Genomic DNA, 20,721 nt, shown 5'->3' with positions numbered 1-20,721 from the left:
GGCTGCAAGAGGAGCCCTTTCAATTACTTAGAGCTTGTCGATCATGTAGTGAATGGCGTTCTCGATCTCTTCGTCACTGCAGGTGGCGCAGGTCCCCCGCGGTGGCATCATGCCAGCCTTGCCGGTGAAGCCTTCGATGGCGTGTTTGCGCAAGGTGTCGAAGCCCTGGGCGATGCGTGGCTCCCAGGCGGCCTTGTCACCTCGCTTGGGGGCGCCGGCGGCACCGGTATCGTGGCAGGCGAAGCAGGCACCCTTGAACACGGTCTCGCCGTCACGGGGGCCTGAGGAGGCTGCCGCAGGCGCGGCCGCGGCGGTCGCAATACCTTCCAGATCCTTGGCGGTATAAACCTGGCCAACCGGGGCAATACGCTCGGCGATGGCCTCTGTCGACATGTCATCGGCGGCAAGGACGGCGCCGGACAGAGTGGCAGCCGCCATCCCGGCAGCCAGCAAATAGCTCAGTTTTTTCAACACGCTCATGTACTCCCAGCAGGCTCTTATTATCCCCAGAAAACGACGGGATTATAACCGAATAGTTACAGCCATTTAAACGCTTGTGTGTGAAGTGTTAAGCAATCTGCAAACAAAGTGGCAGAGCGGGAAGGGGTGATGCCACATAAAAAAACCCGGCATACGCCGGGTGTAGTGAGGCTGAACAAAAGAGGGCGCGCTGATTGCCAAGGCGCCCCTCGCGCGTCGTCAATCCCAGTTCAGGATCACCTTGCCGGACTTGCCCGAGCCCATGGCTTCGAAGCCCTGCTGGAAGTCATCGATATGGAAATGGTGGGTGATGATGGGGCTGAGATCCAGGCCAGACTGGATGAGGCTTGCCATCTTGTACCAGGTTTCGAACATTTCGCGGCCGTAGATCCCCTTGATGAAGAGTCCCTTGAAGATCACCTTGCCCCAGTCGATGGCCATGGTGGAGGGCGGAATGCCGAGCATGGCGATTTTGCCGCCGTGGTTCATCTTGTCGATCATGTCCTGGAAGGCGCTGGGCACCCCGGACATCTCCAGCCCCACATCGAACCCTTCGGTCATGCCGAGATCTTCCATGACATCGGAGAGCTTCTCCTTGGCCACGTTGACGGCACGGGTGGCGCCCATCTTGCGGGCCAGTTCCAGCCGGTATTCGTTGACGTCGGTGATCACCACGTGACGGGCGCCAACGTGACGGCAGACGGCAGCGGCCATGATGCCGATGGGGCCTGCGCCGGTGATGAGCACGTCTTCACCCACCAGATCGAAGGAGAGGGCGGTGTGCACGGCGTTGCCGAACGGATCGAAGATGGCGGCCAGCTCATCGGGGATGTTGTCCGGCAGCTTGAAGGCGTTGAAGGCCGGGATCACCAGGTATTCGGCGAAGGAACCCGGGCGGTTCACACCCACACCAATGGTGTTGCGGCACAGGTGGGTGCGACCGGCACGGCAGTTGCGGCAGTGGCCGCAGGTGATGTGGCCTTCGCCGGAGACGCGATCGCCGATGGCGAAGCCGCGCACTTCCTGGCCGACGGCGACCACCTCTCCCACATACTCGTGCCCCACCACCATGGGGACGGGAATGGTCTTCTGGGCCCACTCGTCCCAGTTGTAGATGTGCATGTCGGTGCCGCAGATGGCGGTCTTGCGGATCTTGATGAGCAGATCGTTGTGGCCGAGCTCGGGAGCCGGGACATCGGTCATCCAGATGCCGACTTCGGATTTGAGTTTGGAGAGTGCTTTCATGACAGATTCCTCACGGCGCCATGCCGGGTACAGAGGGTAATAAAATGGGGCCCAACCTTGGCCCCCGTTTTAATCAGCCAGCCATGTGATCAAATCACACCGAGCTCGCGACCGATGCGAATGAAGGCATCGATCGCCTTGTCCAGTTGCTCCCGGGTATGGGCGGCGGACATCTGGGTCCGGATGCGCGCCTGACCCTTGGGTACCACGGGGAAGGAGAAGCCCACCACGTAGATACCGGCGTCCAGCATGCGGCTCGCCATCTCGGCGGCCAGTTTGGCATCCCCCAGCATGACCGGAATGATGGCGTGATCGGCACCGGCCAGGGTAAAGCCGGCGGCGCTCATGCGCTCGCGGAAGTAGGCACTGTTCTCCTTGAGGCGGGCACGCAGGTCGTGACCCTCGGCCAGCATGTCGATCACCTTGATGGTGGCCGAGACGATGGAGGGTGCCAGGGAGTTGGAGAAGAGGTAGGGACGGGAGCGCTGACGCAACCAGTCGATCACCTCTTTCTTGCCGGATGTGTAGCCACCGGACGCGCCACCCAGCGCCTTGCCCAGGGTACCGGTGATGATGTCGACCCGTTCCATCACCTCGCAGTATTCGTGGGTGCCGCGGCCGTTCTCACCGATGAAGCCGACGGCGTGGGAGTCATCCACCATCACCAGCGCATCGTACTTGTCGGCCAGATCGCAGATGGATTTGAGGTCGGCGATGACGCCATCCATGGAGAAGACGCCGTCGGTGGCGATCAGCTTGAAGCGGGCGCCGTCGGCATCGGCCTGCTTGAGCTGGGCTTCCAGTTCGGCCATGTCGTTGTTGGCGTAGCGATAGCGCCTGGCCTTGCACAACCGCACCCCATCGATGATGGAGGCATGGTTGAGGGCGTCGGAGATGATGGCGTCTTCGGCACCGAAAAGGGTCTCGAACAGACCGCCGTTGGCGTCGAAGCAGGAGGAGTAGAGGATGCTGTCTTCGGTGCCGAGGAAGGCGGACAGCTTCTGCTCCAGCGCCTTGTGCTGGTCCTGGGTACCGCAGATGAAGCGCACGGAGGCCATGCCGAAGCCGTGGCTCTCGAGCCCCTGATGGGCGGCGGCAATCAGGTCGGGGTGGTTGGCCAACCCCAGGTAGTTGTTGGCACAGAAGTTCAGTACCTGCTCGCCGCCCACCGCAATCTGGGCCTGCTGGGCCGAGGTGATGATGCGCTCCTGCTTGTATAGCCCTTCCGCCTTGACCTGTTCGAGCTGTTCGGTCAGGTGACGATAGAATCCGTTAGACATCCTCGGTCCTCATTGCTGTATCGACTGTGTTATCAGGATCCCGGGCCGTGCAACCCGCACGGTTCGGCGTCGTCACGGTCGCGACGAAACGCCGACAGACCCTAGAATGGGCAACATTTTACTGTAATCCCTGCGTATAAATTCAAATTTTTATGCTGATAATCAACAATTGTGAAACAGATCTCACCCGGCTGGTTGGGCCAGTTGGTGATAATGTTGCTCCAGTTGATGTATCTGGGGGGCCACCTGTGGCTGCACGTAGGGGCGCAGCAAAAACAGCACCCGCAAGACCCCCTGGTAGAGCAGGGGTTTGGTGATGCGGGTGGCCGGGGCCTGGGCGATCTGGAACGGGATCCAGCAGGTGACGACCATCTTGATGGTCTGGCCGAGATCCGGCAGGTCTTCATCGCTGACGGCGATGATGCCGCCTTCGCGCAGGCTTCTGAGCAGCGTCTCCACGGTGGCACGGAGCTGCTCCTGTGCCTTGAGGTATTTCTGCTGCAGCAGCTCGTCGCGACTCAGGATGTCCGGCAGGTTCGCGTAGAAGAAGCGGAACTGCCACATCAAATAGAAGATGGCATCCAGGTAGCCCATCAGATCCTCCAGCCGGATCTCGCTGCTGCGGATCGGAGTGAAGCTGTCGCTCAGGTGGCGGGCGTACTGATCGAAGATGGAGTGGATGATGTCTTCTTTGTTTCTGAAGTGGTAGTAAAGGTTGCCCGGGCTGATGCCAAGGTGTGCGGCAATGTGGTTGGTGGTAATGTTGCGCTCGCCCTGATCGTTGAACAGCTCGGTGGCGCTGTGGATGATCCTGTCTCTGGTCTTCATCGCTGGTCCCTCTGCCGGGCCCGAAGGGGAAAAGTCATCGAGGTCGAATCCCCTTGCGGCCCGTGATAAACTTTTCGGCAATTTCAAATTGGCCCACTATACACAGCTTTAACAGGCAGTCACACGGGGCCACAACGTACGCGAGGCAAACTCCATGATCGTAGTAACTGGCGGTGCTGGCTTTATCGGCAGCAATCTGGTCAAGCAGCTGAACGCTCAAGGACGGACCGATATCGTGGTCATCGATGACCTGACCGACGGCACCAAGTTCGTCAACCTGGTCGACCTCACCATCGCCGACTACATGGACAAGGACGAGTTCCAGGCGCGGATCGTCTCCGGTGACGAATTCGAGGAGTGGGATGACGGCATCGAGGTGATCTTCCACGAAGGCGCCTGCTCCGCGACCACCGAGTGGAACGGCAAGTTCATCATGGAGGTCAACTACGAGTACTCCAAGGATCTGTTCCACTACTGCATCGAACGGGAAATCCCCTTCATCTACGCCTCTTCCGCCGCGACCTATGGCGGGCGCAACGACAACTTCATCGAAGATCCCAGGTTCGAGCAGCCCCTCAACGTCTACGGCTACTCCAAGCAGTTGTTCGATCAGTACGTGCGTCGCTGGATGCCGGAGATCAACTCCCAGGTGGTGGGTCTCAAGTACTTCAACGTCTATGGTCCCCGCGAGCAGCACAAGGGCTCCATGGCGTCCGTGGCCTTCCACCTCAATACCCAGGTGAAGCAGGGGGACAATCCCAAGCTGTTCGAGGGCTGTGACGGCTTCCCGGATGGCGGCCAGATGCGCGACTTCATCTACGTGGACGACGTCTGCAAGGTGAACCTCTGGTTCTGGCAGAATCCGCAGCACTCCGGCATCTTCAACTGCGGTACCGGCCGGGCTGAGCCGTTCCAGAACGTGGCGGAAGCCGTGATCAGGCATCACCAGAAAGGCGCCATCGAATACATTCCCTTCCCGGATCACCTCAAGGGTCGCTACCAGAGCTTCACCCAGGCGGATCTCACCAAGTTGCGCGGCGTCGGCTATGACGGCGAGTTCAAGACTGTGGCCGAAGGCGTGGCCGATTACATGGCCTGGTTGAACCGGGCTTGATCCCCCTCTGACGGGTGGCTCTGGCCACCCGTCGATCGGATGCGCTTGCATGAACATATTGATGGCTCTCTCCCAGCTCGAAGTGACGGGCGCGGAGGTCTATGCCACCACGGTCGGCAACGAGCTGACCCGCCGTGGCCACCAGGTTTTCTACGTCTCTGACACCCTGACCAAACCGACTCTGGGGCCGGTCTTTCGGTTGCGCTTCAACAAGCGCAGCATCCTGCGCCGCTTCTGGCACGTCTTCTATCTCATCTATCTGATCCGCAAGCACAGGATCCAGCTTGTACACGCCCATTCGCGCGCCTCGGGCTGGAGCAGCTACGTCGCCTGCAAGCTGACCGGCACCCCCATGATCACCACGGTGCACGGGCGCCAGCCGGTACACGCCTCCCGCAAGGCATTCCATGCGCTGGGCTATCGGGCGGTGGCGGTGTGCGAGGATATCGCCAGCCAGATCATCGACAACCTGGGGGTGGACCCGGCCATGGTGCAGGTGCTGCGCAACGGCATCGAGACCGACAAGTTCCAGCCCGTGCCGATACCGGACAACGACAAACCGGTGATCGCCATCATTGGTCGGCTGAGCGGTCCCAAGGGGGAGCTCTGCTACCGGTTGCTGGACGAGGTACTGGATCTGGAAGCCTGCCGGGTGCGCGTCGTCAGCGGTACCCAGGTGCCGGCGCGTTTTGCCCGTTTTCAGGACAAGGTCGACTTCGTCGGTTATGTGGACGATGTGCCCGCCCTGATGGCGGGCTGCGATCTGGTGATCGGTGCCGGTCGGGTGGCGATGGAGGCGCTGCTGTGCGGTCGTCCGGCGTTTGCCATCGGCGAAGCCAGGGCCATCGGTCTGGTGACGGAGCAGAATCTGGACGAGGCGCTCGCCAGCAACTTCGGCGACATCGGCCCCAGGGATCTGGCCATCGATTTTGCCGGTCTGAAGGCGCAGATCCCTTCGGCGCTGGCCTCCAAGGTGGTGCCAGACCCAGTGCGCCAACGGATCCTGCAAGAGTATGATTTGCAAGGCATCGTGACCGGGCTGGAATCCGTCTATCAGGATGCCGTGGTCGAGACCCTGCGCCGGGAGATGCCGGTCATCATGTATCACCGCTTCATCGAGCACGAGAGCGAGAAGGGGGTGCATGGCACCTGGCTCCCGGTCGCCATGTTCGAGAAGCACCTCAAGCTGATGAAGTGGCTGGGCTACGAGACGCTGACATTTGCCGACCTGGCGGAGAACGGGTTCATCCACCGGCTGCAATACGGCAAGAAGTACCTGATGATCACCGTGGACGACGGCTATCGGGACAACCTCACCCGCATGCTGCCGCTGCTGGAAAAGTATGGCTACAAGGCGGTGGTTTATGTGGTGACCGGTGAGGATCACAATCGCTGGGATGTGGAGCACCCGACCCACCCCGATACCCCGGTGACCCTGATGACCCCGGAGGAGATCAAGGCGCTGGTGGCCTCCGGTCATGTGGAGATCGGGGGCCATACCCTGACTCACCCCCGCCTGAGTACGCTCCCCCCAGAGGAGCAGGCCCACCAGATCCAGGCCAACAAGGCCTGGCTGGAGCAGCTGCTCGGCCATCCCCTGATCTCGTTTGCCTATCCTTACGGGGATCTGAACGACAGTGCAAAATCCCAGGCCGTTGCCGCCGGTTATCGCTATGCTGTGGCCACCAACAGCGGCCCCAGAGCCATGCACCGGGATCCGTTCCAGATCCGCCGGATCGCCATCTTCCCCCGCACAGACATGTTCGGTCTGTGGCGCAAGATCCGTGGCAACTATGTCTTCCGAAAAACCTGACAGGGAATACACCTTGCTCCGTATGACAGATCATGACTCATCGACGAGTGACGATTTTCTCCGCATCTTTCACGGCCAGGCGTTCGGCAACTTCATCTTCCTGAATATTCTGGGTTACACCCTGTTCAAGGATTCGATTCAGCTGATCGCCGACGTCTGCCAGACCATCATAGTGTTGGCCACCCTGATGGCCTTCTATGTGGAGAGGGCCTTCTTTACAAGGAACAGGATCTTTCAACTGCTCTGTCTGGCCCTGGTGGTACAGAGCCTGAGCTGGGTCGCATCCAGACAGTTCGTGCCCGACTATGCCCTCAAATACCCTTCTGTGAAGTCGATGGCATACCTCTTCTTCTTCCTTGGTCTCGCCTACTGGCTGAAGGGGGACCCGCGCCGGATTGTCATCACCCTGCTGACCTTCTGCCTCGGTGTCATTTTCACCTTTGCCTATCACTCCTCCTTCTTCTCCATCGTGGAGACAGGTCTTGATGGGGCCAGGGTAGATTTCAATTACCGCAATGCCCAGCACGGCTCCCTGATCGCGGGTGCCTGCTTCCTGTTTTTTGTGCTCTTGTTGCTTACATCGAAATTCAGGAAGCTGTCGCTGGGCAATGCCGGGATCCTGCTCGGTATCCTGTTGTTCGGGGTCTTCTCCGTCATTCTGCAGTCCCGTCAGTCCTGGCTGGCGATCTCGGCTTCGCTGGCCATCCTCCCCTTGCTGGGGGGAGGAGAGCACTGGCCAAGGCGCAAGGTGGTGTTGACCTACGCCATCTTGCTGATGACCATGCTGGCGCTGTATCAGGTTTCGTTCATCCGGGAGCGGTTGCTGGCCGGCTTCGTGCATCAGGGGGATGTGCATGCCATCCTGACGGGTAACTGGAACGAGGTACGGGACTTCAGCATCGGGGTGCGATTGAAGACCTGGCTGGAGGCCATCCAGTGGTTCCTGGCTCACCCCTTCTTCGGGACAGGCTATGGCAGCCAGTCGTTGGTGATCACCCTCTCCAAGACGCTGCCTGACTACATTACCCGGGAGTTTCGTCACCTGCACAACTCCAACATGGAAACACTGGTGTGCTGGGGGGTAGCCGGTTTCCTGGTGTTGTATGGCACACTTTTCTCGGTGCTCCGCCAGGTGCTGTGCTGTCCGGTTTCGTCCCGTTTCATCAAGATGCTGGCCATCTCCTTCATCCTCTATTGGCTCATCATCAACAACTTCGAATCATTCTTCTACATGCGTTCCGGGCAGTGGGTATTCAGCGTCTTCATGGGCGCCATCTACTCGACCGCATTGCATTGGGAACTGAACAGGCTTGGAAAGGAAGGTCATGAAAATTTACGTCATTAGTCTGGACAGGGCCGTCGAGCGGCGCAGTCGTGTCGAGTCTGTGCTCTCTGCCAGAGGCATCCCCTTCGAATTTTTCAGCGCAGTGAACGGTTTTGAGGGGCTGCCCGAGCGGCTGCAGGCCCTGCCGGATGATCAGCACAGGATCCGGTTTCGCAGCAGACCGCTGACGCCCGGGGAAAAGGGGTGCTATGCCAGCCACTATCTGCTGTGGGAGAAGTGTGTCGAGCTCGACGAGCCCATCCTCATCCTGGAAGACGATTTCCTGCCCACCCAGTATTTTGAAGAGGTGGTGGGTACCCTGCCGAAGATCCACGAACAGTACGAGTACGTGAAGGTGGAACCCCAGATCGGTACCGCCACGGCCCTGACTACAGTGGACAACATGCAGCTCATGTTCTGGCACAACAACTCGTGCTGGACCACGGGATACAGCATCTCTCCCCAAGGGGCCCGCCGGTTGCTGGCCCACAGCCAGCGGTGGCTCTGTTCGGTCGACAACTTCATCGGTGAGTCCTATCGCACCGGGCTCATCTGTACCGGCCTGATTCCCTATGCCATCTACAGTCCGCGGGACATGGGCAGCGACATCCAGAATCAGGTCGTGCTGAAGAAAGTTCCGCTGGGATTCAAGTTGACCCGTGAACTCTATCGCTTCTACCGCTTCGTCAGGATGGCCCTGTGGAACATGAAACAGGCGGGGGGCAAGGCATGAGTGCGACCAACAGAACCATTCACGCCATCTGGCTCGGCAGCCGCTTGCCTCCTCTGGCGCACGTGTGCATCGATGACTGGCGCAAGCAGGGTTACGACTACAAGCTCTGGCTGGACACGGATCCGCAGGTCAAACGCTGGATACAGGAGTGCACCTTTGCCCGGGAGTGCTACCGGCGAGGCCTGCTGGCCTTCGTGACCGATTACCTGCGGCTCAAGATCCTCGCTCAGGAAGGGGGTCTGTATCTGGATACCGATGTCACCATCAACCAGGATCCCTTCCCGCTCTTCGAGTCCGTGGCCTTTGGCGTTGGCTACGAATCCGATCGGCTGATCGGCACCGCGGTCATCTACGCCAGACAAGATTCGGCCATGCTGTCCGAACTGGTGCGCTTCTATGAACAGGAGATCATGTCCTCTCCCATGTACATGGGGCCGGAGATAATGACACACCTGGTCTCGGAGAAGCTGGCATCATCAGGGGATACCGCCCTGATCGCCCCCGTGCACTATTTCTACAACTACCAGGGGGAGGCGATTCATTTCGAGCCGGCGGCAGAGCGCTACATGACCCACTGGTTCCAGCACAGCTGGAAACGCTCATCCGGTCTTGTGTTCTTGCGTGCCAAGGCCAAAGGCTGGTCAGGGTCTCTCTATGAATGGCAGAAGGAGTTCTTCCGCCTGCGCAAATGACGGCGATATGGCATCACCGTGCTAGACAGTGGGCAGGGGAGCCATGTCTCCATCTGCCTGCTTGCCGGTGACTGGTGTGACTTGACTCCAGAGCTGATCCAGCTGCATTTGTACCTCGCGCACTTCCTGCTGCGGATCCTGACGACCCGTGTCGACGAAGCGATAACGGGGATGAGAGACGGGATTGGCAATGGCGGAGTGTCCGAGGGGAGAGACGATGGTGAGCAGGGGGATATCCAGCGCCTGCGCCATGTGCCGCGGTCCGGTATCATTGCCGACGAAGAGCTGGCAATGGGCGAAGAGCCCCACCAGCTCCCGTACCGAACGGGTCTGAACATGGTCAAACACGCTGGCCTGCAACGCCTCTGGCAGCAGCGGCTTCAGCCCCCGGTTGTACTCCTCTTCCCCCGGTCCGCAATAGACCAGGATCTGGGCATTGTGCTCCTCGATGAGCCACTGGGCGACCTTGGCGAAGCAGTCGATGGGCCAGCGCTTGTAATGCCCGAGGGAGTTCACTCCCATGGCGATGAGTGGCCGGGTCGGGTCGACGCCAGCGGCCAGCAGGGTCTCGCGCCCCCGTTGTTTCTCCTCGTCGCTGAGCCAGAGATAGTAGTTGCGATCCTCCCTGGCGAGGCCGAGGGGCTTGAGCAGTGAAAACCGGTCGTCCACCAGGGTGCTGTTGCCCTGATGCTCGGTGTCATGGCGAAAGCGCACGATGCGGTTGTGGCCCAGGCGCCATGGGAAGGAGTCGAAGCCGATCCGCAGGCGGGCGCCGGAGATGAGGCAGGTGAGCAGACCTATCATCTGGCCCTGGCTGTTGATCACCACATCGTAGCGCTCGCGGCGAATGCCCAGCAGCAAATCCTTCATGTAGCGCCACTCGTTGCGGCGCGCCTTCTCGATGACGATCAATCGATCGATGTTGGGGTTTCCCTCTGCCATGCCCGCGCAGTAATCCATGACCAGATAGTGAACTTCCCCGGCAGGGTCGTGCTGCTTGAGGTTGTTGCACAGTGCGGTGGAGATCAGCACATCTCCTATCTGTTTGGTTTGTACTACCAGGTATTTCATGGAAAGGGCCTCGAGCGAGGTCGGGTTGAACGTCAGCGCATCAGCATATCGCACTCCCCTGTCAGATGCTGCCGCTATGGGGTGAAAATCCGATCCAACGCACTGTGTTTGCACATAATTTCGACGTTGTTCGGGCTGGTGGGGCCCGGCTGGCAGTGCGGGAAGATGAGCGGGGGCATGGCACCGTCGGCCATGCCCCCGATGGGCAAGAGTGATCAGCGTACGATGAGGCCGAGCAGGATCCCCACCACGCCGAAGTCGGCATCGCTGAAGGTGGTGTTGGCAAAGCCCAGATCCCCCAGCACCGGCAGCAGGAATACCGGCAGGAAGGTGATCAGCAGGCCGTTGGCGAAGGCACCGAGGAGAGCGCCGCGACGACCGCCGGTGGCATTGCCGAACACCCCGGCCGCCGCACCAACGAAGAAGTGCGGCACGACGCCTGGAATGATGACGGTGAGCCCCAGCAGGTAGAGCAGCACCATGCCCACCAGACCGGCGGCGAAGCTCGACAGGAAGCCGATCAGCACCGCATTGGGGGCGTAGGGGAAGACGATGGGGCAGTCCAGCGCCGGCTTGGCGTTGGGCACCAGCTTGTCGGAGATCCCCTTGAAGGCCGGCACGATTTCGGCGATGACCATCCGCACCCCCTGCAGGATCACGTAGACCCCGGCGGCGAAGGTGATGGACTGCATCAGGGAGAACATGAACCAGTGCTTGCCCTTGGCGACGCTGGCGACGAACTCGGGCCCGGCGAAGGCGGAGGTGATGAGGAAGATGATGCCCATGGTGAAGGAGATGGCCACCGGGGTATCGCGCAGGAACAGCAGGCTTTTGGGCACCTGCACCTCTTCGCTGCTGTGGGCCTTGTTGCCGAACTTGGCGCCGATCCAGCCGGCCAGCACGTAGGAGCAGGTGGAGAAGTGGCCGAGTGCCACATCGTCCGAGCCGGTGATCTGCTTCATGTAGGGGTGGGCGAGGGCCGGGAACAGCACCATGGTCACGCCGACCACCAGGCTGCCCACCGCGATGAGCGGGATGCCGCTCATGCCGCCGGCGGAAAGGATGGCTGCCACCATCATCGACATGAACAGGGTGTGGTGACCGGTCAGGAAGATGAATTTCCACGGGGTGAGCCGGGCGATCAGGATGTTCACCAGCATGGCGAAGAACATGATCATCGCCATCTCCTTGCCGAACGACTGCTGGGCGATGGAGACGATGGCCTCGTTGTTGGGCACCACCCCCTTGATGCCGAAGGCGTGCTGGAAGATGGTGGCGAAGTCGCCCAGCGAGTTCACCACCAGGGTGGCGCCGGCCCCCAGGATGACGAAGCCCATGATGGTCTTGACCGTGCCCTTGATGCACTCGGTCACCGGTTTCTTCTGGGCGATCAGGCCGATGAGGGCGATGAGGCCAACCAGCACGGCCGGCTCCGACAGCACGTCAAACATCAGAAAATTGAAAAATTCCATGGTCAGCTCCAAGCAGATGGAAGCGGCGGCTCACCAGCCGCCCAGACAGTCGCAAAGGGGTTAGAGTGCGCCCAGCTCGCGCAGGGCGATGGCGAGTTTTTCTTTCATGGCGGCCTTGTCGACCATGTTGTCCAGGGATACCAGCCGGCCGTCGACCCCCATGCTGACCAGCTGTTCGGCGATGTCGCGGGTGGCGACAAAGATCTCGGCGCTCTCGCTGCCGGCGGAGGCGAGATCCCGGTGATCCACCTCGGCCGTCACGGCCAGCTCCTTGAGAATGCTCTTGATGCTCATCTCCATCATCAGGCTGGTGCCCAGGCCGTGTCCGCATACAACCAGAATCTTCATGTTCTCTTCCTCTGTCGGGCGCAGGGCGCCACTCAATAACGCGCCAGGATGCGCAAGATGTCGTCTTTGCTGGTGGCCGTCATGATGGCCGCCACGTCTTCTTCATTCATGAACAGTTCGGCCAGCTGGGCGATGGTCTCCACGTGGGAGTTGCTGTCGCTGGCGGCCAGGGTGACCAGCAGCCGCACCGGGTCGTTGCCCTCGGAGCCGAAGTTGACCCCCTCTTTCAGTACGGTCAGCGCCAGTCCCAACCGGTTGACGCCGTCTTCCGGGCGGGCGTGGGGCATGGCCAGGCCCGGGCCCAGCACGTAGTAGGGGCCGAGCTCCTCGTGGGAGCGATAGAGCGCCGCCACATAGGAGGGCTCTATGGTGCCGTTGGCAAGCAGGGGGGCGGTGGCCAGCTCGATGGCGTGGCGCCAGTCGCGGGCGCCCGCTTCGATGGAAATGACCTCCTCGGTCAGCAATTGGGTCAGCATGGCAGTGTCCGGGCTGGATAGGATGGCGCCAATCTAGCGATCTTGCCTCTTGATAACTGTGAGCTTGATCCCGAAAGTTAGCGCTACCAGATAGCGCTAACATTGATCTGTGATAGCGCTATCATTTCTCTCACAGAAGGGATTCATCCTGCCCCTTATCGGCCTCAAAGAAGGTAAAATCCGGTTTGAGCAAATAGTCAGTGCCCCGCTTTTGCCTTAAAGTGAATGCCCGTATGCCGAGGAAGGGAAAGGATGTCAGAAGCGAAAAAACGCCGCAGCACGGGTCGGGTGACCCTCAACGACGTGGCCCAGTTGGCTGGCGTGGGAGCCATGACGGTGTCGCGCGCCCTGCGCACCCCCGAGCTGGTGTCAGACAAGATGCGAGAGCGCATCGAGGCGGCGGTGGATGAACTCGGCTATATCCCCAATCGGGCGGCGGGGGCGCTGGCGTCCGCCACTTCCCAGACCATAGTAGTCATCGTCCCCAGCCTGGCGGAGCGCGCCTGCGGTGACATGATTGCCGGGCTGCAGCAGACCCTGCTCGCCGAGGGCTACCAGATCATGCTGGGGGATGCCCAGCACCTGAAGCAGCAGGAGGCCAGCCTGCTCAGCAATTTCCTGCAGCACAATCCGGCCGCCGTGGTGTTGTTTGGGGGGGATCCCGGGGAGGTCATCCGGCAGCGCCTGCAGGCGGCCCGCTTGCCGGTGGTGGAGGTGGGAGCCATGGCGCGCCATCCCATCGACATGAACGTCGGGGTCTCCAACTTCGATGCCGGTTATCAGCTGACCCGCCACCTCATCGAGCGCGGTCATCGCAACATCGGCTTTCTCTGTGCCCGCCAGGAGCAGTGGATGCTGCAGCAGCGCATGCAGGGCTGGCAGAAGGCGCTGCTGGACAACTACCTCTCCCCGGACGCCATCATCAATACCTCTGAGCTGCCGAGTTTTAGCACTGGGGCGGCCATGCTGGGGGAGTTTCTGCTGCGCTGGCCCGAACTGGATGCGCTGATCTGCGTCAACGACGAGCTGGCGGCCGGGGTGCTGTTCGAATGCCAGCGCCGCCATCTGAGCGTGCCGGGCAAGCTCGCCATCGCCGGTTTCGACGATCTGGATGTGGCGCGCGCCTGTCATCCTGCGCTGACTTCGGTCAGGATCCCCTATCACCAGATGGGCAGGGAGGCGGCGGAGCTGATCCTGCGCCAACTGGCGGGCGAGGAGGTGGCCGGCATGAGCCTCGCCCTGGATTTTCAATTGCAAAAGCGCCAGAGCACCTGACGAGCGATGCCACGACAGGGCGATGCAAGCATGTTCAAGGCGTTGTGACCGAAGACCAGGTCGGTGCACCGTCGCCCTGCGCGGGAACTGCCAGCCGACCGTGTTCGCCCGGTCTGTCACCGGGTTGGAGCAGAGCGTGGATGCCACCGGAGCCATGACTCCAGGTGGCTGGCTGCACCCTGGTCAAGCTCTGAGCGGAACCACTGGCGAGCCCCATTATTCTGGATAGACTTTGTAGGCCGGTGCACTATCCAAGGAGAATGAGCATGGGTACGCAGACGCCTGATTTCGATCTCGATGATGACTGGGAGCCGGAATCCTGGGAAGACGAGCTGGAGGAACTGGATGACGAGAGCTGGCAGGACTATGACCCTCTCGACGATCAGTGATTCCCTGTAACGCCTGAGGGCGGGCCTGGTGCCCGCCCGATTTTTTGTGTGGCGAGGGGGGGCAGCCCTTGGTGAGAACGGGGCGGGCTGGTTAGAATGAACTGCTCAAATGACGCTGTACGAGGCAGGCAGCGGCTCAACAACGATTCCAACGACGCCAAGGATGAATATGCGCTCACTCGTCATCATGTTTTGTGCCGCCCTGCTCGGGGGCTGTGTTTCCAACTCCGACGACCCTTGCGAGAAGGCGTGGAGCGACGTGGGAGAGGCGGACGGCAAGCTCGGTTTTGCTGGCGATCGGGTGGCATTTCACCAGACCCAGTGTGGGGAAAAAGTGGACGTTGCCCTTTGGGAGCTGGGTCGCCAGAAGGGGCTGGCCTGGTATTGCCGACCCGAGCATCTCTATCTGGCAGGACGGTCGGGAGAGGAGTATCGCGGCGTCTGTCCCAACGACGTGCAGGCCCGTCGCCTGTTTGAACAGGGTCGCCATGGCTGGACTGATCAATAAATCAGCCTTCCTCTCTCTTCTGAAATATTGCGTGAACCTCTTCGTGAGAAGAGGTACCTACCCTTCTTTATGCTTCAGCCGCAGCGGCTGGCACAGGTAATCCTTGTCATTGGCGCTGCGGGCACACTTGCCACACACGAATTTGGGTTTGCGCACAATCTTGCGCAGCGTCTTGAGATCGGCGGGGATCTCGTGACGGCGCCACTCACACAGCGTCTTGTGACCCATGACGTCCTCGACAGTGAATGCAACGGGTGAGAGGGGCGGGACCCCTCCCGGTGTGGTTACTGGTACAGGTATTTGGTGAAGATGAGCTCGCGGACCGCCTTCTTGCCTGTCTCCTTGACCAGCAGCTCATTGACCTTGGCCTCACACTCCTTGCGCAGCTCTTCCCGGTTCACCAGGGACTTGATCTGTGCGCCCGTCTTGCTGCCAATCAGCCGGATGATGGCGTCGCGGATCAGGGGGTCGTGCTGCTCCAGCAACTTGAGGTCGGCAGCGTCCGTGGCCATCAGCTCTACCGTCACCCGTACATAGCCGAGGGTTTTGCCGTCGCCAAGGTAGTTGGTGATGATGTCCGGATCCAGAGCGTGATAGGCGAATCCCGGCTGGACGGCGGAGGAGGCGGGATCGGTGGCCTCTTCCTCGTTGGCGAAGGCCTGTGTATTCAAGAGGGTACACCCCAGGGACAGCAGCAGAATTCTGAAGATCTTCATCTGGATGGCTCGGCAGCGACGGATGCCCCATTTTTGATGCTGCCATCGGGGCCGTCAAGCACGGATGTTCTTACAATTCGCCATTGATTTACGGATAATAAACCGGTTTTTAACCTGACAACGGAAATCTCCGGATGGTGAAGCTGTGAAGTCCGAGTTGACTGTTCCCCTCGTCCAGCTCGTCCCGTGGCGGGCGCCTGCAGAGTGCGAACCGCCCGAGGCGCTGCGTCCCTGGTTGCTGGAGGCCGATTCCATGACCCGGCGCCTGCGTCGTTACAATCATCATCTCTCGGTGCAACTGCTCGGCAATCGCGCCGTGTCGCTGACGGTGGACGAGCAGGCGCTGGTGGCGGTGTCGGCCCCCGCGGGCATGTGCCGTGAGGTGATCCTGCACGGTGATGGCGGGCCTGCCATCCTGGGTTGGACCCTGTTTGCCGAAGCGGCCTTGCAGGGGGGCGGTTTGCAGGATCTGGGAGAGCAGCCGCTGGGAGAGCGCATTTTCGGTGATGCACCGGCGCGGCGGGATCACCTGCAACTGGCCTGTTTCGAGATAGCGAGCAATCCCTGGTGTCCGGCCGCCACCGTCTGGGGGCGTCGTTCCCGCCTGTTTCTGGGGCAATGGCCACTGCTGGTCCATGAACTTTTCCTGCCCTCGCTATCGTCTCATTCGTTGCCATCGGATAAGGAGCTGGAGTGAAGCTGTTAACCAAGGAGCGGGGACTGGCCTATGCGCAGTTGGCCCGCATCGACAAGCCCATCGGTACCCTGCTGCTGCTGTGGCCGACCCTGTGGGCGCTCTGTCTGGCGGCTGGTGGCCTGCCTGACCCCTGGATCCTGACCGTGTTCGTGGTGGGCGTCTTCCTGATGCGCTCCGCCGGCTGTGTCATCAATGACTATGCGGATCGCAACTTCGACGGTCATGTGAAACGCACCGCTGGACGACCGCTGCCCATGGGGCGGGTCGCCGAGCGGGAAGTGCTGGTGCTGTTCGCCGTGCTGGCGCTTCTCTCGTTCGCCCTGGTGCTGACGTTGAACCCGCTCACCATCAGCCTGTCCTTTGCCGGCTTGCTGCTGGCAGTCTGCTACCCCTTCATGAAGCGCTTCATCCCCATCCCTCAACTGGTGCTCGGCATGGCCTTCTCCTGGTCCATTCCCATGGCCTACGCGGCTCAGGCCAATGCCCTGCCGCCGGAAGCCTGGCTGTTGTTTCTTGCCAATTTGCTGTGGACCATCGCCTATGACACCGAGTACGCCATGGTGGACCGGGACGATGACCTCAAGCTGGGGCTGAAATCGAGCGCCATCCTGTTTGGCCGCCACGACAAGCGGATCATCGGCGCGCTGCAACTGGCGACCCTGCTGATCCTGCTGGGGATCGGGCAGCTGATGGGGTTGGGGTCAGGTTATTACTGGGGACTGCTGGGGGCGGCGGCGCTGTTCGTCTACCAGCAGCGACTGATCCGGGAGCGGCAGCGGGAAGCCTGCTTCCAGGCCTTCCTCAACAACAACTACGTGGGGGCGCTGGTGCTGCTCGGGGTGATGGTTCACTACCTCTAACCCGCCCCCCTTCCTGGATGAAAAAAGGCCGCATGATGCGGCCTTTTTGTTGGGTGTCGACGTCTCAGAGCCGGTTGCCCGCCTGGATGGTGCGGCGGATCTTGTTGCTAAGCAGCGGCACTATGTTGTCGGCCAATGCCTGGAAGCGGCCGAGATCCGGTTTGCAGCCCGGATCCAGATAGCCTTCGCTGCGCAGGGTGTGGATCAGGGTGCTGAACAGCTTCTGGTCGAAGAACTCGGGGGCGTTGATGCCGTGCAGGGTGCCGAGGCGCTCCGCCATCATCAGGCCGTCCGCTTCCAGTTGCTCCGCCTCGATGTGGGGTTGGGCCAGCATGCGGGTCAGCACGATGGCGTAGCGTTGCAGGGTCTCCTGAATGCTTTCGGCCAAGAGCAGCAGGCGCATCTGGTTGCCGGGGTTGACCCAGTAGCCGCCGTCGCGTGCCTCGACCAGTTGCTGGCGTAACAGCTCGGCCAGCAGGGCATCGATCAGTTCCGGCAGCTCGTCCTCTTCATAGCGCAGGAAGAGTTCGGTCTTGAGCAGGGGGTAGATGTCGACACAGCGGGCGACGATCTCGCTGCGGGAGATCCCCTCGCACCGCTCGATCAGGGCCGCCACCAGGGAGGGCATGGCGAACAGGTGCAGTATGTTGTTGCGGTAGTAGGTGAGCAGGATCGCCTGATAGCGGTCCAGGCTGATGATCTGGCCCAGCTTGTCCTCGCTCACCTCGAACTTGTTGAGCTCCATCGCCTGCTCCAGCAGGGTCCTGGCGTCCTCGTCCGGCATGGTGCTGTGCGGGCTGTAGGGCACTTGCTTGAGCAGGTCCAGATAGGTGTTGAGCTGGGCCTGGAGTTCGTCCCGGGTCAGGGCGTGGCGCTCGGCGGCCAGCAGGGCCAGGGCACTCAGGGTCAAGCCGTTGACGGCGGCGGCATCGTTGATGCGGGTCATCAGCAGCTCGGCCAGCTGGTTGACGGTGGAGGCCATCCACTCGGGGCGCTCCTCCCGGCCGATGCTCTCCTTCCAGGTGGGCACATGTTCGCCGAGGTAGCTGTTGAGGGTCAGTGGTTCGCCGAAATTGACGAAGCCACGGCCATAGTTGCGCAGCTTGCGCAGGATGCCGAGCACCTGCAGGAAGCTCTCCTTCTCCTTGCGGCTCCCCTTGAGTTCGTTGTGGTAGGTATTCACCTCCATCACGTGCTCGTAGCCGAGGTAGACGGGGACCAGGGTCACCGGCCTGTCCAGCCCGCGCATCATGGCCTGCAGGGTCATGGCCAGCATGCCGGTCTTGGGGGGCAGCAGGCGACCGGTACGCGAACGCCCACCCTCGGTGAAGAATTCCACCGAATAGCCCTTGGCGAACAGCAGGTTGAGGTACTCCCGGAATACCGTGCTGTAGAGCGGATTGCCCTTGAAGGTGCGGCGGATGAAGAAGGCGCCGCCGTGGCGGAAGATGGGGCCTGCCGGCCAGAAGTTGAGGTTGATGCCCGCCGCGATGTGGGGTGGCACCATGCCTTGGTGGTAGATGACGTAGGAGAGCAGCAGGTAATCCATGTGGCTGCGATGGCAGGGGACGTAGACGATCTCGTGCCCTTCCTGGGCCAGCTGACGCACCTGCTCTGCTCCGTTGACCGAGAGGCCGCGATAGAGCTTGTTCCACAGCCAGCCAAGGAAGCTTTCGCCGAGGCGGATCAACCGATAGGAAAAATTGGAGGCGATCTCGTCCATGTAGCCGTGGGCACGCTTTTGCGCCTTCTCCAGGCTGATCCCTTCCCGTCTGGCCTCCTCCTCGATGGCCTGCTGGATCACGCTCGAATCCAGCAGTTGCTTAAACAGCAGGTTGCGGTTCGGCAGCTTGGGCCCGGTGGCGGCCAGCTGCTGGCGGCTGAAGTGGGTGCGGGCCACCCGCGCCAGCTTGTGGGCGATGGCCTCGTCGGTGCCGTGCTTGTCCGCCATGTAGCGCAGGGAGAGGGGCGGGGAGAAGCGCACCAGGTTCTCGCGCCCTTTCAGGATCACGATCAGCGCCTTCTTCAGGCGGTTGGGCGCCAGGCTGCTGATGATGTTCCAGCCGGAGGCCTCCTCGCCTTCCCGGCCCGGGGCGCGGCCCCAGAACAGGGTGACGGGTACTACCTGGATGTCCAGCGCCGGATCCTGCTTGTGCAGGTCCAGCAGCTGGTGGAACTCCTGCAGGAAGGGGAGTGGCTTGTTGCGCGTGCCGAACAGGGGAGGCGGACGATCCAGACAGACGTAGCGTGGCAGCAGTTGACCGTTCAGCTCCAGCGGCGTGAAGGGGCCGGGCAGGCCGAGATCCTCGCAGCACTGTTGCAGGGTCATCAGGTCGGTGATCGAGCTGGTCTTCAGGGCATAGACGATGGGTCTGGCCGGATCCAGCTTGAGCTCGGTGATGGGATTTTCCGGCAGGCTCTTGTGATTGACCAAGCCGCTGACCGGCCATTGCAGGATGGCTCTGGAAATCTTCTGTCCAAGGGACATGTGCGTCTGCTCTCCAAAAAAATGCGGCGTGAGCATAGCAAATCACCGACAGCTTGTCGCCGAGAGGTACGATGAGTCGGCACTTCAGAGCGGGGGGAGGGACAAATGTGCGTCGGGTCGCGACAAATGCCAGTTGCGCCTTGCCTTGGCCCCAGCACTGTATATACTGCCAGTGTGCTGTATAAAAAGACAGGTGCCCATGCTATGAAACCCCTTACCCCTCGCCAGGCTGAAGTACTCGAGCTCATCAAGGCGAACATGAACGAGACCGGCATGCCGCCGACTCGCGCCGAGATTGCCCAGAAGCTTGGCTTCAAGTCGGCCAACGCGGCCGAAGAACATCTGAAGGCCCTGGCCAAAAAAGGGGTCATCGAGATCATGCCGGGCACGTCCCGCGGCATTCGTCTGCTGCTCGAAGAAGAGGACGTGCAGCCTGAAGAAAACGGCCTGCCACTGATCGGCAAGGTGGCGGCCGGGGAACCCATCCTGGCCCAAGAACACATCGAGAGCCATTACCAGGTGGATCCCGCCCTGTTCCACCCGCGGGCAGACTTCCTGCTGCGGGTGCAGGGCATGAGCATGAAGAACATCGGCATCATGGACGGGGACCTGCTGGCGGTACACAAGACCCAGGAGGTACGCAACGGCCAGGTCGTGGTGGCACGTCTGGACGAGGACGTCACCGTCAAGCGCTTCCAGCGCAAGGGCAGCCAGGTATGGCTGCTGCCGGAAAACGAAGAGCTCTCCCCCATCGAGGTGGATCTCGCCAGTCAGCACCTCACCATAGAGGGCCTGGCGGTTGGCGTGATCCGCAACGCCGACTGGATGTAAGCATCCGATGCGATGAAGAGGCCTCCTGCGGGAGGCCTCTTCATTTTCATCGCCGATGGCATCTCCCTCCCCACCTTTTCG

At 61.1% G+C, this 20,721-nt stretch carries 22 protein-coding genes; 11 read left to right on the top strand and 11 right to left on the bottom strand.

The window, feature by feature from the left end; all coding sequences use genetic code 11:
• Positions 1-27: 27 nt before the first annotated feature.
• The 4 genes from BGO64_RS17550 to BGO64_RS17535 all read right to left on the bottom strand — a co-directional run bounded on the left by BGO64_RS17550 (position 28) and on the right by BGO64_RS17535 (position 3,833).
• The gene (locus tag BGO64_RS17550; protein WP_039041132.1) at positions 28-480 is read right to left on the bottom strand and encodes a c-type cytochrome; all 453 of its coding nucleotides are present in this window, start codon (positions 478-480) and stop codon (positions 28-30) included.
• 219 nt (positions 481-699) lie between these two features.
• The gene (gene tdh, locus BGO64_RS17545) at positions 700-1,725 is read right to left on the bottom strand and encodes an L-threonine 3-dehydrogenase (RefSeq protein ID WP_010672427.1); all 1,026 of its coding nucleotides are present in this window, start codon (positions 1,723-1,725) and stop codon (positions 700-702) included.
• Positions 1,726-1,814: 89 nt separating this feature from the next.
• The gene (locus tag BGO64_RS17540; RefSeq protein WP_049636419.1) at positions 1,815-3,005 is read right to left on the bottom strand and encodes a glycine C-acetyltransferase; all 1,191 of its coding nucleotides are present in this window, start codon (positions 3,003-3,005) and stop codon (positions 1,815-1,817) included.
• 183 nt (positions 3,006-3,188) lie between these two features.
• Positions 3,189-3,833, bottom strand: a complete 645-nt coding sequence (locus BGO64_RS17535; RefSeq protein ID WP_010672429.1) for a TetR/AcrR family transcriptional regulator — start codon at positions 3,831-3,833, stop codon at positions 3,189-3,191.
• Positions 3,834-3,987: 154 nt separating this feature from the next.
• Between BGO64_RS17535 and rfaD the strand changes: the two genes are divergently transcribed.
• From rfaD to BGO64_RS17510, 5 genes are read left to right on the top strand one after another with little or no spacing between them, the layout of a single operon-like run.
• Positions 3,988-4,947, top strand: coding sequence for an ADP-glyceromanno-heptose 6-epimerase (rfaD, locus tag BGO64_RS17530; RefSeq protein WP_039041134.1), 960 nt, complete (start codon positions 3,988-3,990; stop codon positions 4,945-4,947).
• 49 nt (positions 4,948-4,996) lie between these two features.
• On the top strand, positions 4,997-6,760 hold the full coding sequence (locus BGO64_RS17525; RefSeq protein ID WP_286701094.1) for a bifunctional glycosyltransferase family 4 protein/polysaccharide deacetylase: 1,764 nt from the start codon (positions 4,997-4,999) through the stop codon (positions 6,758-6,760).
• Positions 6,761-6,782: 22 nt separating this feature from the next.
• Entirely contained in the window at positions 6,783-8,105 is a 1,323-nt protein-coding gene (locus BGO64_RS17520) for an O-antigen ligase family protein (protein ID WP_045522532.1), read from the top strand.
• Positions 8,086-8,817: a glycosyltransferase family 25 protein gene (locus BGO64_RS17515; RefSeq protein WP_042864640.1), complete on the top strand. Its 732-nt coding sequence runs from the start codon at positions 8,086-8,088 to the stop codon at positions 8,815-8,817. Before BGO64_RS17520 ends, BGO64_RS17515 begins: the two co-directional genes overlap by 20 nt.
• Positions 8,814-9,509 (top strand): glycosyltransferase family 32 protein, encoded by a 696-nt coding sequence (locus BGO64_RS17510; RefSeq protein WP_286701093.1) that lies wholly within the window; start codon positions 8,814-8,816, stop codon positions 9,507-9,509. The genes BGO64_RS17515 and BGO64_RS17510 overlap by 4 nt, the downstream gene beginning before the upstream one ends.
• 21 nt (positions 9,510-9,530) lie before the next feature.
• Here the strand turns inward: BGO64_RS17510 and BGO64_RS17505 are convergent, their stop codons facing one another.
• From BGO64_RS17505 to BGO64_RS17490, 4 genes are all read right to left on the bottom strand, one after another.
• Positions 9,531-10,580 (bottom strand): glycosyltransferase family 9 protein, encoded by a 1,050-nt coding sequence (locus tag BGO64_RS17505; protein ID WP_319863283.1) that lies wholly within the window; start codon positions 10,578-10,580, stop codon positions 9,531-9,533.
• A gap of 215 nt (positions 10,581-10,795) precedes the next feature.
• Entirely contained in the window at positions 10,796-12,052 is a 1,257-nt protein-coding gene (gene ulaA / locus BGO64_RS17500) for a PTS ascorbate transporter subunit IIC (RefSeq protein WP_011704190.1), read from the bottom strand.
• Between the two features lie 60 nt (positions 12,053-12,112).
• The gene (locus tag BGO64_RS17495; RefSeq protein ID WP_016349013.1) at positions 12,113-12,400 is read right to left on the bottom strand and encodes a PTS sugar transporter subunit IIB; all 288 of its coding nucleotides are present in this window, start codon (positions 12,398-12,400) and stop codon (positions 12,113-12,115) included.
• A gap of 32 nt (positions 12,401-12,432) precedes the next feature.
• The gene (locus tag BGO64_RS17490) at positions 12,433-12,876 is read right to left on the bottom strand and encodes a PTS sugar transporter subunit IIA (RefSeq protein WP_104455056.1); all 444 of its coding nucleotides are present in this window, start codon (positions 12,874-12,876) and stop codon (positions 12,433-12,435) included.
• Positions 12,877-13,128: 252 nt separating this feature from the next.
• Here BGO64_RS17490 and BGO64_RS17485 point away from each other — a divergent pair, with 252 nt between their 5' ends.
• The 3 genes from BGO64_RS17485 to BGO64_RS17475 all read left to right on the top strand — a co-directional run bounded on the left by BGO64_RS17485 (position 13,129) and on the right by BGO64_RS17475 (position 15,048).
• Positions 13,129-14,151, top strand: coding sequence for a LacI family DNA-binding transcriptional regulator (locus tag BGO64_RS17485; protein ID WP_041212112.1), 1,023 nt, complete (start codon positions 13,129-13,131; stop codon positions 14,149-14,151).
• A gap of 266 nt (positions 14,152-14,417) precedes the next feature.
• Positions 14,418-14,540, top strand: a complete 123-nt coding sequence (locus tag BGO64_RS17480) for a hypothetical protein (protein WP_010672437.1) — start codon at positions 14,418-14,420, stop codon at positions 14,538-14,540.
• Between the two features lie 163 nt (positions 14,541-14,703).
• Entirely contained in the window at positions 14,704-15,048 is a 345-nt protein-coding gene (locus tag BGO64_RS17475; RefSeq protein ID WP_447503894.1) for a DUF2799 domain-containing protein, read from the top strand.
• 57 nt (positions 15,049-15,105) lie between these two features.
• Here BGO64_RS17475 and BGO64_RS17470 read toward each other — a convergent pair whose 3' ends face one another.
• Positions 15,106-15,276 carry a hypothetical protein gene (locus BGO64_RS17470; RefSeq protein WP_010672439.1) on the bottom strand — a complete coding sequence of 57 codons (171 nt, stop codon included), beginning with the start codon at positions 15,274-15,276 and terminating at the stop codon, positions 15,106-15,108.
• A gap of 56 nt (positions 15,277-15,332) precedes the next feature.
• Positions 15,333-15,764: a flagellar basal body-associated FliL family protein gene (locus BGO64_RS17465; RefSeq protein WP_010672440.1), complete on the bottom strand. Its 432-nt coding sequence runs from the start codon at positions 15,762-15,764 to the stop codon at positions 15,333-15,335.
• Positions 15,765-15,909: 145 nt separating this feature from the next.
• Here BGO64_RS17465 and BGO64_RS17460 point away from each other — a divergent pair, with 145 nt between their 5' ends.
• Positions 15,910-16,461, top strand: a complete 552-nt coding sequence (locus BGO64_RS17460; RefSeq protein WP_201985752.1) for a chorismate--pyruvate lyase family protein — start codon at positions 15,910-15,912, stop codon at positions 16,459-16,461.
• Positions 16,458-17,321 (top strand): 4-hydroxybenzoate octaprenyltransferase, encoded by an 864-nt coding sequence (gene ubiA, locus BGO64_RS17455; RefSeq protein WP_042864636.1) that lies wholly within the window; start codon positions 16,458-16,460, stop codon positions 17,319-17,321. The genes BGO64_RS17460 and ubiA overlap by 4 nt, the downstream gene beginning before the upstream one ends.
• A 64-nt stretch (positions 17,322-17,385) precedes the next feature.
• On the opposite strand, the gene plsB is transcribed toward ubiA, so the two are convergent.
• Positions 17,386-19,809 (bottom strand): glycerol-3-phosphate 1-O-acyltransferase PlsB, encoded by a 2,424-nt coding sequence (gene plsB, locus BGO64_RS17450; protein WP_010672443.1) that lies wholly within the window; start codon positions 19,807-19,809, stop codon positions 17,386-17,388.
• Positions 19,810-20,013: 204 nt separating this feature from the next.
• Here plsB and lexA point away from each other — a divergent pair, with 204 nt between their 5' ends.
• Positions 20,014-20,640, top strand: coding sequence for a transcriptional repressor LexA (lexA, locus tag BGO64_RS17445; protein ID WP_010672444.1), 627 nt, complete (start codon positions 20,014-20,016; stop codon positions 20,638-20,640).
• Positions 20,641-20,721 lie beyond the last annotated feature (81 nt).

The sequence above is a fragment of the Aeromonas sp. 62-46 genome (genome assembly GCF_001898585.1).
In the GTDB taxonomy this organism is placed as follows: Bacteria; Pseudomonadota; Gammaproteobacteria; order Enterobacterales; family Aeromonadaceae; genus Aeromonas; species Aeromonas caviae.
This window is presented reverse-complemented; position numbering and strand designations above follow the sequence as displayed.

What these genes read in the sequence shown, in the direction of transcription:
- BGO64_RS17550 (WP_039041132.1), bottom strand. Translation starts at nt 480, where the DNA reads ATGAGCGTGTTGAAAAAACTGAGCTATTTGCTGGCTGCCGGGATGGCG.
- tdh (WP_010672427.1), bottom strand. Translation starts at nt 1,725, where the DNA reads ATGAAAGCACTCTCCAAACTCAAATCCGAAGTCGGCATCTGGATGACC.
- BGO64_RS17540 (WP_049636419.1), bottom strand. Translation starts at nt 3,005, where the DNA reads ATGTCTAACGGATTCTATCGTCACCTGACCGAACAGCTCGAACAGGTC.
- BGO64_RS17535 (WP_010672429.1), bottom strand. Translation starts at nt 3,833, where the DNA reads ATGAAGACCAGAGACAGGATCATCCACAGCGCCACCGAGCTGTTCAAC.
- rfaD (WP_039041134.1), top strand. Translation starts at nt 3,988, where the DNA reads ATGATCGTAGTAACTGGCGGTGCTGGCTTTATCGGCAGCAATCTGGTC.
- BGO64_RS17525 (WP_286701094.1), top strand. Translation starts at nt 4,997, where the DNA reads ATGAACATATTGATGGCTCTCTCCCAGCTCGAAGTGACGGGCGCGGAG.
- BGO64_RS17520 (WP_045522532.1), top strand. Translation starts at nt 6,783, where the DNA reads ATGACAGATCATGACTCATCGACGAGTGACGATTTTCTCCGCATCTTT.
- BGO64_RS17515 (WP_042864640.1), top strand. Translation starts at nt 8,086, where the DNA reads ATGAAAATTTACGTCATTAGTCTGGACAGGGCCGTCGAGCGGCGCAGT.
- BGO64_RS17510 (WP_286701093.1), top strand. Translation starts at nt 8,814, where the DNA reads ATGAGTGCGACCAACAGAACCATTCACGCCATCTGGCTCGGCAGCCGC.
- BGO64_RS17505 (WP_319863283.1), bottom strand. Translation starts at nt 10,580, where the DNA reads ATGAAATACCTGGTAGTACAAACCAAACAGATAGGAGATGTGCTGATC.
- ulaA (WP_011704190.1), bottom strand. Translation starts at nt 12,052, where the DNA reads ATGGAATTTTTCAATTTTCTGATGTTTGACGTGCTGTCGGAGCCGGCC.
- BGO64_RS17495 (WP_016349013.1), bottom strand. Translation starts at nt 12,400, where the DNA reads ATGAAGATTCTGGTTGTATGCGGACACGGCCTGGGCACCAGCCTGATG.
- BGO64_RS17490 (WP_104455056.1), bottom strand. Translation starts at nt 12,876, where the DNA reads ATGCTGACCCAATTGCTGACCGAGGAGGTCATTTCCATCGAAGCGGGC.
- BGO64_RS17485 (WP_041212112.1), top strand. Translation starts at nt 13,129, where the DNA reads ATGTCAGAAGCGAAAAAACGCCGCAGCACGGGTCGGGTGACCCTCAAC.
- BGO64_RS17480 (WP_010672437.1), top strand. Translation starts at nt 14,418, where the DNA reads ATGGGTACGCAGACGCCTGATTTCGATCTCGATGATGACTGGGAGCCG.
- BGO64_RS17475 (WP_447503894.1), top strand. Translation starts at nt 14,704, where the DNA reads ATGAATATGCGCTCACTCGTCATCATGTTTTGTGCCGCCCTGCTCGGG.
- BGO64_RS17470 (WP_010672439.1), bottom strand. Translation starts at nt 15,276, where the DNA reads ATGGGTCACAAGACGCTGTGTGAGTGGCGCCGTCACGAGATCCCCGCC.
- BGO64_RS17465 (WP_010672440.1), bottom strand. Translation starts at nt 15,764, where the DNA reads ATGAAGATCTTCAGAATTCTGCTGCTGTCCCTGGGGTGTACCCTCTTG.
- plsB (WP_010672443.1), bottom strand. Translation starts at nt 19,809, where the DNA reads ATGTCCCTTGGACAGAAGATTTCCAGAGCCATCCTGCAATGGCCGGTC.
- lexA (WP_010672444.1), top strand. Translation starts at nt 20,014, where the DNA reads ATGAAACCCCTTACCCCTCGCCAGGCTGAAGTACTCGAGCTCATCAAG.